Raw genomic sequence first — 13,205 nt, forward strand, 5'->3', positions numbered from 1 at the left:
TGGCTTGGTTATAATTATCTTATTTTAATAAGGAGGGTGGGTATTATGCATAATGAACTGAATGAGCTAATGGATCTTATGAATAATGCTCGCTTGGCTTCAAATAAGGCGAACGATCAAGCATTTGAAGCTAGGCAGAGGGCAATAAAATTACAATTCGATGCTAGTGGGTCAGCGGAGATGGCATCGTTGGCTGCGGAAATGCTCGCAACCGCCAAAGATAAAGAAACGATTTCAAAGTTGGCTGTGTTAAGCAGGCAGGCTATAAGACAGACTATACAACTAACTGAGGTAGCGGCTACAGCAGTAGAAAAAGCAAATGCCTTTGATCAAATAGTAACATCATCTTTTGAAAAGTGTAGGGAAGCAGCTTCGCGATTGCTGGAAGCTCTCGATAAACTGGAAGCTGATTTATAAATATATCCCGGGGGCTTCGGCTCTCGGGCTTTTTATATTTTTTAATGCAATTGTCTGATCTGTTCTTCTTGCTCATAAACCATACTATGTATTTAGTACGGAGATGAGAGGAGAAAGTCATTGACTAACTTCAATTTCCAAGTTACGCCCGGAGGTCCACCTAAGTTTGAGCCGAGTGTTGCTGTGAATTTGCTCATACCAGGCATCATGGTTGCGGTATCTACAGACAATACAACGGGCGTTCCGATGACGGGACTATACCGCTCACTTGATGGGGGGAATAGCTGGAGCAATTCACTGCTGCCGTTGCCGGCAGGATTCACCGGCGCCGAGGCAGCCACAGTAACCTATGCATTTCCGAATACTTTTGTTGTAAGTGCTCACGCTTTCCCCGGAGAATCCGACGGCACAACTGTTGTCTATGTTTCGACCGATAACGGGGCAACCTTCGGCAATCCTATCATCGTTGCTCCCGGATATGGGACGTACATTAACAATGATGAGACGAACGCAACAGCGGATACGAGTCAATCGAGTCCCTATTTAGGCAATCTTTATGTGGCTTATAACCATCAGTTTAATGTAGAAAACGGCGGGAATTCAACGGCATTTATGCGGCGCTCTACAGATTTGGGTGTAACTTGGGATACGCCGGTTCTGTTATCTATCGAATCGGACCAAGTCGAACGGCCTGAGATCGCCGTTGATTTGCAAGGAATCGTCTATGCTGCATGGATTACCGTAAGTCCAAGCTATAATTATATTATTAGAAAGTCACTGGACGGGGGAGTGACGTTCGGTCCATCCGTGAATGTATCGTCGGTCGTGCCGGTTCCTACGGTATTACCCGTTACGAACTATGCTTTTCGCGTTTTAACGTTTGCCAGTGTTTCGACCGATCGTTCTATAGGCCCAAGCACGGGCGCCGTGTATGCGGTATGGCAGGACAACCGGCAAGGCTATGCCGACGTTTTTATGTCCAAGTCTGTAGACACTGGAGTGACTTGGTCCACACCGGTCAGCATCACGGGCGCGCCTGCGGGCTCTCAGAATTTTTTTCCTTCTGTTGACGTGGACCCGCTTACGGGCGTCGTTAACATCATTTATTACAGTAATCAAGTTGACGGTTTTGATCTGGACGTGTTTGTGGCTCGTTCGATTAATGGCGGCCAGACGTTCACGAACACCCGTATTACGAACGCTTCGTTCAACCCAAATGGGAACAATCCGACTCCAGTTAGTCTTATTGGTGATTACATTGATATTGTAAGTGTTCCACCTGGAGGATATATTGGAATTTGGACGAATACCGCGCCCACTCAAACCATTGTCGCTGGGTACTCAAATATTGTTATCACCTAAATTTTACTCGCCCGGGGGCTTGCTCTTGGGCTTTATTTGTTATATGACGTAATCGACGAACTCCGGTGCTCGAAGCATCCCTCGCCGGGTCCAATTTCTGAATCGTACCCGCGCTCTAATTCGCGGCTCCATATAAACAAAGTACTTATCTTGCCCGGTTACCAGACCGACAGCGACAGCGCGGAACACTTTCTTATGAGCAGCCGGAGCGAATTCAATGATCCCGGCCGGGCGACCTTCAAAGTGAGCGAGCCAGCCCGATTCGTCGCGGTGATATCCGGCGATCGCCACTTCCGCATATTCATAATTGATGATCTTGATCCAGCGCGGATCCCGTCGTCCAACATACGGGCTATTTGCGCACTTGGCGACAATGCCCTCGAGCTTCCGCTGCCGAACCACTTCGAACAGGTCTGTTCCCGTTCCCTCCACGCTCATCACCTGACTGAAATAGGCATTTGGCCGAAGCACTTCCTGGAGCAGTTGCTCCCAAATTGAGGAGCTGGCAGTAGCAATACCGTGGAGGTTCGAGTCCTCTCGACCGCACCATAGCTTAAATGACAAAATCCCTTGATACTTAAGGGATTTTTTTTATTTTTGCCGAAGCGGAGAGGTTTCGAGTGTTGGGGAATGCATGGTGAACAAGCGGCCAAGTATCTTCTCCATGTTGTTTAATGATGTATATGATGAACCGCCTCGCGGAAGGAACGCGAGTTTGAACGATGGTTTGCTTTTTTAAAAAAGATCGTGGAGTTCTTGCGGAATTCCGAACCGGTCAAATGTTCCAAATAGGTTTGACCAAAAACGAGGAGGACGAACCGATGACGAAGGAAGAACGCGCGGAATTCGAGACGCTGAAATAACTGGAAAAAGTACAGGCGACGCAGTTTAAGGCACTTGCGGGGCGGCTTGCGTCTGTCGAAAATCTGCAGATCGTCGCGGAGCTCCCGGCATGGGCCGCCGCCGCAGCGGTATAGGTTGCCGTAAAAGACAAGCCGATCGACACGCCGTCAAGCGGCAGCTATGGCTTCTACAGGCTGCTGACCGTGCTGCTATATCGCAAGAAAATCGTCTGATCCAGCCACCCGGTAAAAAAAGCCCCCGCCATACTGTTGGATAGGCGGGGGGCGTAAAGGTGCTCATCATTTTAAAGTAAAGGAACAGGGCAGAATATATGAGCAAAAGGCTGGTGTAGCGGGAACAAGACGGCAGTATCTAATTAACAAACTCTAGATCCTGCGGCTAAAATAATAATCAAAAGTACGAAGAGGACAAGCGCAAAAGCTGCGCCTCCGCCATAACCTGCTCCACCAACTTCACACCCCATACAACCCACCTCCAACGTTGTTGTTTATTACACGTTAGCTTATGCGCGTTAAAATATATTGCATAGTCATTCGCACAGAAGATCATATGTTGTTTTTCCGCATTTACACTTTTGTTATAAGTCCAGAATGGCAGAATGGTTCTTTTTTATCTCATCTGGAAAACGACTTTCTTGATATGAAATATATGCCGTGGTATGGTTGGTGCAAATAGGTGACTTCGGTTCAAGCGAAGCGAGCGGAGGCGGTTGCAGCATGTCAACGGACAAAGCGACGGACAAAGAGAAGACAGTGGTCAAATCGGCTGATCGGGTACTTGATATAATCGAGCTCCTTGCTTCGGATGTGGAGCCTATGAGTCTGACGGACATTTCCAGAGTCCTCGATATGCCTGCGAGCAGCACTTATAAATTGTTGCAGAATTTGCTGAACAGAGGCTATTTGGAAACGGATCGACAGGAGAAGCAATTCCGCCTTGGCTATAAAATACTGGAGATCGGCACCAAGTACACGCAAAATACGAGTTTGATTTCCGAATTTCAACATGTCGCTCAGCGCATCGTCGACGAAATTAACGAGGCGGTCTATCTGTCGATTCGCAGCGAGAACAATATTATGTATATTGCGGAGAAACAGAGCACGCAGCCTGTTCGCTTCGTTTCGCACTTGGGGATGAAGCTGCCGCTTCATGCGACTGCAATGGGGAAGATGATGCTTAGCCGGTTAAACGAGGAAGAACTAAACCGGATTTACCCAGATGACCAGCTCGGCACGTTAACGGAGACAACGTTGAACAATCGCAATGACTTGAATGCGCAGTTGGCAAGCATTCGCGAGGAGGGACTTGCCTACAGCAACTCGGAAGCCGTACAGGGGGTCCAGTGCGTCGCAGCGCCCATAATCAATTCTCAGAATCAAATGGTGGCGGCGATGAGCATTTCGATTCCAAAGGCAAGAATGAGCGAAGAGCTGTGGGAGAAAGCGGGGGCCATGATTCGCCAGGCGGCGAAGGAACTCGGCTTGAAGATTTACTATCAGCAAGTTTAATTTTCTGAATATAAAATAGTTTTCTTGATGTAAAACTCCATTCATGATATTCTCAGGGGGGCGATCTATTTTTACCGGCAGGCATTCGCTTGCTTATTAAGGAGGCATGCAAGGCATGCAGACGAATACTTACGCGATGGACCAGTCGTATGCGCTTTATGAACAATCGAAAGAAACGCTTTGCGGCGGCGTTGCCAGCAATCTGCGATCCGCGATGAAACCGGTCCCGTTATTTCTGGAAAGCGGATCCGGAGCGCGCGTATTCGATGTGGACGGCAATGAGTATATCGACTACATCCTGGGATATGGCCCGCTTATTCTCGGACACTCGCACTCGGAGCTGCTGGAAGCGCTCTCGCATCGTTTGGCCTCCGGCCAGCAATTCGGCATGCAGCACCGAGGCGAAATCGAGTTGTCCCGCCGTCTCGTGCAGCTCGTTCCGAATGCCGACAAAGTCGCCTTCAGCGGCTCGGGGACGGAAGCGGTCATGCTCGCGATTCGCCTGGCGCGTGCGTATACCGGGCGATCCAAAGTTATCCGGTTCGAGGGTCATTATCATGGATGGTCGGACGTTATTTTCACTGCATTTCCGATGAATGCGGGAGCTCCGGCATCGGACATGACGGCACTGGCCGGAACGAACGGTCAAAGCGCGCATGCCCTTGAGGACATTATCGTCGTCCCCTGGAACGATAAAGACCGGCTGGAAGCTGTACTTAAAAAGTGCGGGAACGAGATTGCAGCCATCATCTCCGAGCCTGTCTTGTGCAACTCCGGATGCCTTCATCCGCTGCCGGGGTATTTGGAATGGATTCGCGAACGTACAAGAGACCTTGGCATTGTATTTATTTTAGATGAGGTCATTACCGGATTCAGGGTCAGCCCAGGCGGAGCGCAGGAGCGTCTCGGCATTCAGGCGGATCTGGTGACGATGGGCAAAGCGATCGCCGGGGGGTTCCCGTTAAGCGCGGTTGCCGGACGCAGGGAGATCATGGATCTGATATCGCAAGGCGTAGTCAATCATATGGGGACGCTTAACGGAAACGTGTTGTCCATATCGGCCGGTATACTCACGTTGGACATTTTGAATCGGGATGAAGGAGCCGCATACCGCCATATGGAAAAGATGACGGAGCGTCTCGTTCGCGGGCTCAAAGCGCTGCTTGCAGGCCACGGTGTGGCGCATACGATCAACTCGTTCGGACCGGTGTTCCATGTCATGTTCACGGATCAGCCTGAAGTTCGTCATTTTTCCGAATTCTTGAAGAGAGATGCGGCGGGGTATTCTCGGTTCGTGGAAGAGGCGCTTCGGCAAGGAGTCGTGCTGCGGCCAAGCGGTCTGTGGTACGTATCTGCTGCGCATACGGAGCAGGATATCGACGAGACGCTGGAGCGGTTGAAAAAGGCATTGCTGCGGCTATTCCCGCACCGGACATCATGACCAATTCGCAACTGCTTTGGAAAGAGCAGGCTCTGCAAAAGCGGATCGATCATGTATACTCACCAGGGCGTTCTTTCAGTTTCCGATGCGATAGCCCTTACCTCTTCACAGGATGCCAACCTGCCACTGGCCGTCATGGCTGCGATAAAGGAAGCCCCGAACAGCTGACAGGAAAGCAAGATCCATCTTCAGGGACGAGAGGCTGTCCTTTGAGACCCTGTACATAAAAAAACCGAAGCAGCGGCTCCGGGATAAAGTTTAATGCGCCTCAATCTTTCCTGCATTTCCTGTACTTCGTATTGCTGTCACGCGCGTCTTTTCGAGTACACAACCAGCCTTTCCTGATGCTCCTTCTTCGATCTGCTGTACTTTCCCGAGCAAGTGATCAAGTTCAAACGGGCTTCGTCTGACGGTCCGAAGATGCCGGAAAGCGGTGCTTCCGAGGTTTTATAGGAACGCACCGATTCAACCGCGAACTCGATCGTCGCGCCTTCTTTATTTTTAACGACAACCAGATCGCCCTTGTTAAGCTGCTTTAAATTAAAAAAAACGGCGGCGCCTTTATAATTATCATAATGTCCATTCATCACTGCGTTTCCGATCGCGCCGGGGTAAACGCCATTTAACAGATATCCTACGGTTTTGTCGTCTTTGGGTACGTCCATCTGCCCGTTGTCTTTGACGTTCACGGACGCGACGTCTGCGTGCAGGTCGATGGCAGGGATATAAATTCTGGCCGGAACGATCCCCTTTGAAGCGATTGTTCTCTTTGGCTTTTGAAGCGACAACGGTTTATGAATGATATCCGTATCGGTTGCATCGCTTGCATGAGTTCCATCGGTTGCATCCCAATTTCTGTCTTTCATTTCCTGCCATTGATTATCGCGTCGATCTAGAGACGGGCTTTCCTGGCTTTCTTTAGCGGCTGAACAACCGGCCATGACCACAACGAACACGATAACGACCGCAAGCTTTACGATTGTTTTCATAAATGATAAAGGAGGGGCAGCGCATACCCCTCCTTATTTCTATTCCGTTTGCTCGCTGGCGCCGCCGAAGCCGGTTTTTGGCAGCTCCGTTACATCTTTGGCGCGCAAGCTTTTAGAATGAAGACTTTTGGATTTATCCATTGCTTTAGGCGTAATGAGATGTCCTTTTTCGGACTTGGCCTTCAGCTTGTGCTCTTGCATTTTTTTGTGGTGCATCTTTTTTTCGTGAAGCGACTTCGTATGCATTTTTTGTTCATGCTTCTTCTCGGCAACAGGCGCTGCAGCATATGCAGCCGAACCTGCAGTCAGTACCATGCATGCAGTCAAAACCGCGGCAACTGTTTTTTTCATGTCGAACCTCCCGAGTGTTTGATGGGGTTATCCGCCCCGCCAATTAAAATGTCCATGTGCGCCGTGATAGATAAGCGAGAAATGATTCCACCTTTGCCGCATGAATGGCGACCGCAAGGTGCATATTAAACGCCAGGAGGTGAGACAGCTTGTTGAAAACATACGGAATCGCGTTAATATCGGCGATGCTGGTCTTGTCGATGACGGGTTGCGGGCAAATGAAAACGAAGTCGGTGAAGCCGTACGAACATAATGTCGGTTCTACCGATCACAACGTCCTGAAGGAAGGCGCAAATTCTTCTTCGTATCGCGCGGCTTCTAATAAAATCGCCAAACATGTCTATACGGTCAAGGGCGTAAGCAAAGCCACTGTCATCGTGCACAACCGGGATGCGATCGTCGGCATTGACGTCAAGCACGGAGAAAATGCAAAAGCCGTCGAAAACCAAGTACGGGAAACGGTGGCGCGCTCGGAGCCTGGCTATACCGTTCACGTAACGTCCGACAAGCAATACCACGCGCGCATTAAAACGCTCAATTCGCAAATGGTGCCAATGGACGGTCATCCGGTCCGCAACTTTTCCGAGGACGTAGCGACGCTGCTGCGCGATATCGGACATACGGTTTCCGCGCCGTTCAGGTAACCAAAGAGAGGGAACTTCCATTTTGGAAAGTTCCCTCTTTTTGTATGTAACGCACATAAAACGATTGACACTTCATCGAAAATCAAATATGTTATCAATAAATTGGTCAGACAACTTACTAATTATTTGAGATAGGAGCTACGGTTTCTTGCTTAAACCATTAAAGCGGCAAAAGCTGCACGAGTCGATTTCGGAGGAAGTGCTGAAGTACATCGTGGATAACGGACTAAGTCCGGGAGATCGTCTGCCGCCCGAACGTTTTTTTTGCGAGCAGATGCAGATCAGCAGAGCCTCGTTCCGGGAAGCGATGAAGAAGCTCGAGAGCTATGGAATGATCGAAATCAAGCCCGGCAGCGGGATGTATCTTCGAGCGGAGAAGACCATTCTCGGCGAAATCGCGGATCTCAAGCTGCGCATCTCGAACGAGAAAAGATCGCTGCTGGAAATGCTGGATTTGCGGGAAATGATGGAGCAGTACGCGATTGAGCAGATTGTGAGCCAAGAGCAAAGCGCATGTCTGGAACAATTGGAAGTTATTATATCAGAATACGACAGGAAGCGGAATCAAGGGGAAATCCCCCGGCAGGAAGATTATCTATTTCATAAAACGTTATATGAAGGCGCTAACAATCGACTCCTGTTGAAGCTGTTCCAATCGATCGAGGATTTGGAAAACTTGTGGTCCGTTCACGTCATCGACGCGGTCGACGCGCCGATCTTCGGCAGAGATACGGAACCGCTGCATCGGCAAATTCTCGACGCGATGAAGCTCGGCGACGTTAAATCCGCGAAGCGCTTCATGCGCAAGCATTTCGAGATTCTCCGCGCGGATCTGGACCGGCTGGACGAAAAGCTGTTCCAATGACCGTCAATAATCATTCATTCTAACGACTGGCAGGTGGCCTATCATTTCACACATTGACGATTGTCTCACATTGCTGCATAATCCCCCGACCGAAGCGAAGGGCTTCACGCGATGGTGGTGGTACGGCGCAGCCGTAACCAAGGAAGAAGTTCGCCGCGAGCTTACTTTTATGCAAGAAGCGGGACTGGGCGGGGTCGAGATCCAGATTACCTACCCCCTTCAGGAGGATTCCGAAGCGCAGGGCATCAAAAATCGCACCTATTACTCGCCGGAATTTATGGACATTCTCGATTATACGCTTACGACCGCTGAGGAATTGGGACTTTTCGTCGATATTACGCTCTGCTCCGGCTGGCCGTTCGGCGGCCCGTTCGTACCGTTCGACATGGCCCCGGAAATTCTGATTCCGTACCAAATCGACATCATCGGACCGTCCGAATTCGAGCAGGACTTCACGACAATCCTTCCCGGCGAGCCGATCAAGGCTGTCATGGGCAAGTTCGAGAACGGCGCGCTGCTCCCGGATACGCTCCGCGATATTACGGAGCATCTGGGCACGACCTGGCTGCACGGCTGGCAGTGGGGTCACTGCATGAACAAGGTGAGCATCCCGGAAGGGCATTGGAAGATCTACGTCTTTATTACGAATATGTACAAACAGCAGGTGGGCATACCCGCACCGGGGATGGAAGGCTACGCGATCGACCATTGCCGCAAGGACGTATCCGACTTCTACTTCGCCCAATTGGGCGAGCCTTTGCTGGAGCGGCTGGGCCAAGGACGGATCCGCGCTTTTTTCTGCGACTCGATCGAGCTCGGCGGCAACAACTGGACGTCGATATTGCCCGCGGAATTCGCGGCGCGCAGAGGCTACGAGTTGACGCCGTTTATGCCGGCGTTATGGGGAAATATCGGGGAGATTACGGCGGATATCCGTTATGACTACTACAAGACGTTCTCGGAACTTACGATCGATAACTTCTTCCGCAACTTCACCGACTGGAGCCACGCCAGGGGCGTCAAAACCAGAATCCAGGCGCACGGCACCTGGGGCGATATTTTGCAGGCCTACGCGGCTGCCGACTATCCGGAAGGCGAGACGTTCGGCGCAAACGACAAGTACGAGGTGAACACGGTGCATCGCAGGCTGGCTTCGTCTGCCGGTCACGTATACGGCAGGGCCGTGATCACGAACGAAACGTTCACCTGGCTTCGTTCGCCGCGTTTCATGGAGACGCTGGAGATGATGAAAGCGGCAGTCGATGCGGTTTTTCTCGACGGCATTAATCAGATTGTCAATCACGGCTATTCCTACTCGCCGGAATCGGCAGGGAAGCCGGGCTGGGCCTTTTATGCTTCCTCCTTTATTTCGCATAACAATACATGGTGGGAGTACTACCCGATTCTGTCCGCTTACATCCATACGGTGTCCGCGTTTCTGCAAGCCGGGGAGAGCTATGCGGAAGTCGGGATCTATTTGCCGCAGGCCGACATTTGGTCCGCCATGCCGCTAGCCGAGCTGCATATGGCGATGAAGCTGGAGGAGCATATCGGTAAAAGCCTGGTCAATCGCGTGCAAAAGTCGGGCTATTATTTCGATTTTCTTAACGACGAAGCCGTTACGCAGCTGTCCCGCGCGACCGTCTCAGGGCTTGAACTGGGCGCAAGCCGCTACAAAGTGATGATTCTGCCTTATGTCACCCGGCTGCCGCTGGATACGGCCGACAAGCTGCTCGAATTCGTGTCCGCAGGCGGCACGCTGATCGCCGTCGACGAGCGTCCCCGTACGGCGCCGGGCTATAAGGACAGAGAGGCGAACAACCGGCGTCTCGGCAAAGTAATGGACGATTTGTTCGACCGGGAGGACGGCGTCTGGAAGACGGTCGGGATCGGGAAGACGATCGTCATCGAGAACGAGGACCAGCTGGTGGCGCGGCTTAACGAAGCCGAAGCCCCTGACGTCGCGATCGAGTCTATAGGCGATGCAAGCGGTTTGAACCAAGCTGCGCAGACAATCGGTTACGTGCATCGGGTTCAAAAGGACGGCCATGTGTACTTTGTGGCGAATGTGAGCGGCGAAGAGCGGCAGGCGCGTATTCGCTTTAAATTCGGAGGCCGATCCGCGACCGTGCTCGATCCGTTAACGCGCCGGACGCTTCGCCGCATCCAGCTTTCCCCGGAGAGCGGGACAGCAAGCCTTGAGCTGGCGTTCGAGCCGTTCCAGTCCTTGCTGGTGGTGTTCGATGAAGCGCTAGCGGATGCGGGCGCCGTCCAGGACAATGGACAGCTGCCGCAAGTGCGGCAGGTTGCCCGCACGATGGATATCTCGGATGACTGGACGCTGCGCATTCCCGAAGCCGGCTTCGAGCAAGCGCTGGAGCGGCTGCAAACCTGGGAGCAGTTCGCAGATGTGCAATATTATTGCGGCAGCGCCCTCTATGAGAAAAAGGTAACGATACCTGCGCTCTGGCCGGACCAGCGCGTTTGGCTGCAGTTGGAGGACGTCCGCGAGGTGGCGGAGGTGTTCGTGAACGGCCGCAGCGCAGGCGTGCTCTGGAAAGCGCCAAGACGGCTGGACGTGACGGATTGGCTGGCCGAGGGCGAAAACGAGCTGAGCATCAAGATCACGAACGTATGGATCAACCATATGCTCGATCCGGCGCTGCATGAGCCGAAGCCAAGCAGTCCGCTGTCGGAAAACTGGCCCTACTTTACGGAAAAAATCAAGCAGATTCGCGACAGACGCCTGTACGCCCATAAAGAAAGACAGCAGGTTCAGGCGCCGCTGCCTTCCGGCCTTTCCGGTCAGGCATCGCTTACGATCGTATCGCCGGAATAAAACCTAAGGGAAGGGGGAAGCAGCGTGCGGGGACTAAAAGGGAAGACGGCCGTCGTGACCGGCGGGGCCCAGGGGCTTGGCAAAGCGATCGCCCGTCGCTTGAGCGAGGAAGGCTGCAAGGTATGGATTTTCGATCTGAAGCAGGACGGCGAAGAAACGGCGGCCGGCATCGGGCAAGAGACGGGCAATCCCGTTTATTTTGTCCAGGCGGATATCGCTGCCGAGCTGCAGATCGAGGCTGCCTTCAGGCGCGTGGCGGAGGTGTCGGATCAGGTCGACATTCTGGTCAATAACGCGGCCCGCTTTATTTTAAAGGGCATCGATGCGACGTCGCAGGAATGGAAAGCCATCTTGGACATCAACGTCATCGGGACTTCGCTCGTTACCCAGCATTGCTTGCCGCTCATGAAGAAGGCGGGCGCGGGCGCTATCGTCAATTTGTCTTCCGTCAGCGGCTTTGTCGGGCAGAGCAGCTTTGCCACGTATAATGCGACCAAGTTCGCGATTCGCGGATTAACGAAATGCTGGGCGATCGATCTGAGTCCCTTCCATATTCGCGTGAACAGCGTTTGCCCGGGCTACATCCGGACCGAAGCATTCGAGAACAGCTGCGTCCAGCTGGGCATCGATCCGGAAGAGGAGAACGCGCGCATCTCGCAGCTTCATATTCTGGGCAGGCAAGGAACGGCGGAAGAGGTGTCGGGCGTCGTGGCATTTGTCGCATCGGATGACGCTTCCTTCATGACCGGCGAAGATCTGATGGTCGATGGCGGATATCTGGCTAAATAGCCCAGGCAGACAGGAGAAATGAAGCATGCAGGCATTGGTTTATCAGGGACCGGAAAAACTGGCGATCGAACAAGTCGATGTGCCAAGCATTAAACCGCATGAAGTGCTCGTCAAGGTAGAAAGCGTGGGCATCTGCGGCAGCGAATTGGAAGGTTATCTGGGCCATAGCAGCGTTCGCGTGCCGCCGCTGGTTATGGGGCACGAGTTCTGCGGGCGGGTCGCTGGACTGGGCGAACAGACTAACGGGCTCTCGCACGGGGATAAAGTCGTCGTCAACCCGCTGATTGCCTGCGGCACTTGCGCGAGCTGCCAAAGGGGAGAATACAACATCTGCCGCAACCGCAAGATCGTCGGCATTCACCGGCCCGGCGCCTTCGCGGATTATGTCGCGGTGCCGTACGAGAACGTGATTCGGGTGCCGCAGGAGATGGATGCTTCCCTGGCTTCGCTGGCCGAACCGTTGGCCGTCGCGATCCATGCGATCAAGCTCGGGTTAAGGCCGCTTGACGATCTGCTCATTTATGGCGCAGGACCGATCGGACTGCTGTGCGTTGCGGCTGCCCGGCAGATGGGTGCCTGCAGCATCGTCGTACTCGATCTGCAGCCGGCGAGGCTGTCGCATGCCGAGAAATTAGGCGCAATCGGCCTTTCTCCGCGGCAGATCGAGGATCGTCGCGAAGAGCTGTTCCCGCAAGGGATTCCGGTCATTATCGATTGTGTAGGCGTGCAGGCGACGAGAGAGCAGGCGATGAACCTGGTGGATCCGGGCGGCGCGGTCATTATGGTGGGGCTGGGTCACGGCAAATCGGAGCTGCCGATGAATCATCTGGTGAGACAGGAGATCTCGCTGATCGGCTCGTATACGTATTCCCATGAAGATTTCCGGCAAGCCGTCGCTCTTTTAATTCGCGGGAACATTGCCATCGAGGGCTGGACGCAGACCCGTCCTTTGGACGAAGGAGCGTCTGCCTTCCGCGAGCTGGCCGAAGGCAAAAGCCCGTTTTCCAAAATCTTTCTGAAGCCTTGATTTGATGAGATTGCTCAGATCCGGAATATTAACCGTTATGAACGGGTGGGGTGGTGCTACTCGGCTCCGGCGTGATAGAATGGGCGCAATTCATACGAACCGCACGGGG

Annotated in this window: 13 protein-coding genes; 9 read left to right on the plus strand and 4 right to left on the minus strand. The window is 52.7% G+C overall.

Annotated features, from left to right (window positions below):
- Positions 1 to 45: 45 nt before the first annotated feature.
- Together ACFSR7_RS00585 and ACFSR7_RS00590 are read left to right on the plus strand one after the other, a co-directional pair.
- Positions 46 to 417: a hypothetical protein gene (locus ACFSR7_RS00585; protein ID WP_378158393.1), complete on the plus strand. Its 372-nt coding sequence runs from the start codon at positions 46 to 48 to the stop codon at positions 415 to 417.
- A 120-nt stretch (positions 418 to 537) separates the two neighbouring features.
- Positions 538 to 1,779, plus strand: a complete 1,242-nt coding sequence (locus ACFSR7_RS00590) for a sialidase family protein (RefSeq protein WP_378158395.1) — start codon at positions 538 to 540, stop codon at positions 1,777 to 1,779.
- Positions 1,780 to 1,818: 39 nt separating this feature from the next.
- Here ACFSR7_RS00590 and ACFSR7_RS00595 read toward each other — a convergent pair whose 3' ends face one another.
- Positions 1,819 to 2,211 (minus strand): hypothetical protein, encoded by a 393-nt coding sequence (locus ACFSR7_RS00595; protein WP_378158396.1) that lies wholly within the window; start codon positions 2,209 to 2,211, stop codon positions 1,819 to 1,821.
- 787 nt (positions 2,212 to 2,998) lie between these two features.
- Positions 2,999 to 3,106, minus strand: a complete 108-nt coding sequence (locus ACFSR7_RS00600; RefSeq protein ID WP_378158398.1) for a sporulation protein YjcZ — start codon at positions 3,104 to 3,106, stop codon at positions 2,999 to 3,001.
- Between the two features lie 253 nt (positions 3,107 to 3,359).
- Between ACFSR7_RS00600 and ACFSR7_RS00605 the strand changes: the two genes are divergently transcribed.
- Both ACFSR7_RS00605 and ACFSR7_RS00610 read left to right on the plus strand, forming a co-directional pair.
- Complete coding sequence (locus ACFSR7_RS00605; RefSeq protein WP_378158400.1) at positions 3,360 to 4,151, plus strand: IclR family transcriptional regulator; 792 nt, start codon at positions 3,360 to 3,362, stop codon at positions 4,149 to 4,151.
- A 115-nt stretch (positions 4,152 to 4,266) separates the two neighbouring features.
- A complete protein-coding gene (locus tag ACFSR7_RS00610; protein ID WP_378158402.1) occupies positions 4,267 to 5,592 on the plus strand; it encodes an aspartate aminotransferase family protein in 1,326 nt (441 codons plus the stop codon).
- A gap of 305 nt (positions 5,593 to 5,897) precedes the next feature.
- Here the strand turns inward: ACFSR7_RS00610 and ACFSR7_RS00615 are convergent, their stop codons facing one another.
- The gene (locus tag ACFSR7_RS00615; protein ID WP_378158403.1) at positions 5,898 to 6,548 is read right to left on the minus strand and encodes a class F sortase; all 651 of its coding nucleotides are present in this window, start codon (positions 6,546 to 6,548) and stop codon (positions 5,898 to 5,900) included.
- Positions 6,549 to 6,620: 72 nt separating this feature from the next.
- Complete coding sequence (locus ACFSR7_RS00620) at positions 6,621 to 6,932, minus strand: hypothetical protein (RefSeq protein WP_378158405.1); 312 nt, start codon at positions 6,930 to 6,932, stop codon at positions 6,621 to 6,623.
- Positions 6,933 to 7,081: 149 nt separating this feature from the next.
- On the opposite strand from ACFSR7_RS00620, the gene ACFSR7_RS00625 reads away from it, so the two are divergent.
- The 5 genes from ACFSR7_RS00625 to ACFSR7_RS00645 all read left to right on the plus strand — a co-directional run bounded on the left by ACFSR7_RS00625 (position 7,082) and on the right by ACFSR7_RS00645 (position 13,096).
- A complete protein-coding gene (locus ACFSR7_RS00625; protein WP_378158406.1) occupies positions 7,082 to 7,576 on the plus strand; it encodes a YhcN/YlaJ family sporulation lipoprotein in 495 nt (164 codons plus the stop codon).
- Between the two features lie 148 nt (positions 7,577 to 7,724).
- Entirely contained in the window at positions 7,725 to 8,441 is a 717-nt protein-coding gene (locus ACFSR7_RS00630) for a FadR/GntR family transcriptional regulator (protein ID WP_378158407.1), read from the plus strand.
- Positions 8,442 to 8,511: 70 nt separating this feature from the next.
- Positions 8,512 to 11,280, plus strand: a complete 2,769-nt coding sequence (locus ACFSR7_RS00635; protein WP_378158409.1) for a glycosyl hydrolase — start codon at positions 8,512 to 8,514, stop codon at positions 11,278 to 11,280.
- A gap of 24 nt (positions 11,281 to 11,304) precedes the next feature.
- Positions 11,305 to 12,069 carry an SDR family NAD(P)-dependent oxidoreductase gene (locus ACFSR7_RS00640; RefSeq protein WP_378158411.1) on the plus strand — a complete coding sequence of 255 codons (765 nt, stop codon included), beginning with the start codon at positions 11,305 to 11,307 and terminating at the stop codon, positions 12,067 to 12,069.
- Between the two features lie 25 nt (positions 12,070 to 12,094).
- Positions 12,095 to 13,096 (plus strand): zinc-dependent alcohol dehydrogenase, encoded by a 1,002-nt coding sequence (locus ACFSR7_RS00645; RefSeq protein WP_378158413.1) that lies wholly within the window; start codon positions 12,095 to 12,097, stop codon positions 13,094 to 13,096.
- Positions 13,097 to 13,205: the final 109 nt, after the last annotated feature.

Origin of the sequence: Cohnella sp. GCM10020058, from assembly GCF_042683485.1 — a bacterium.
Lineage (GTDB): Bacteria > Bacillota > Bacilli > Paenibacillales > Paenibacillaceae > Cohnella.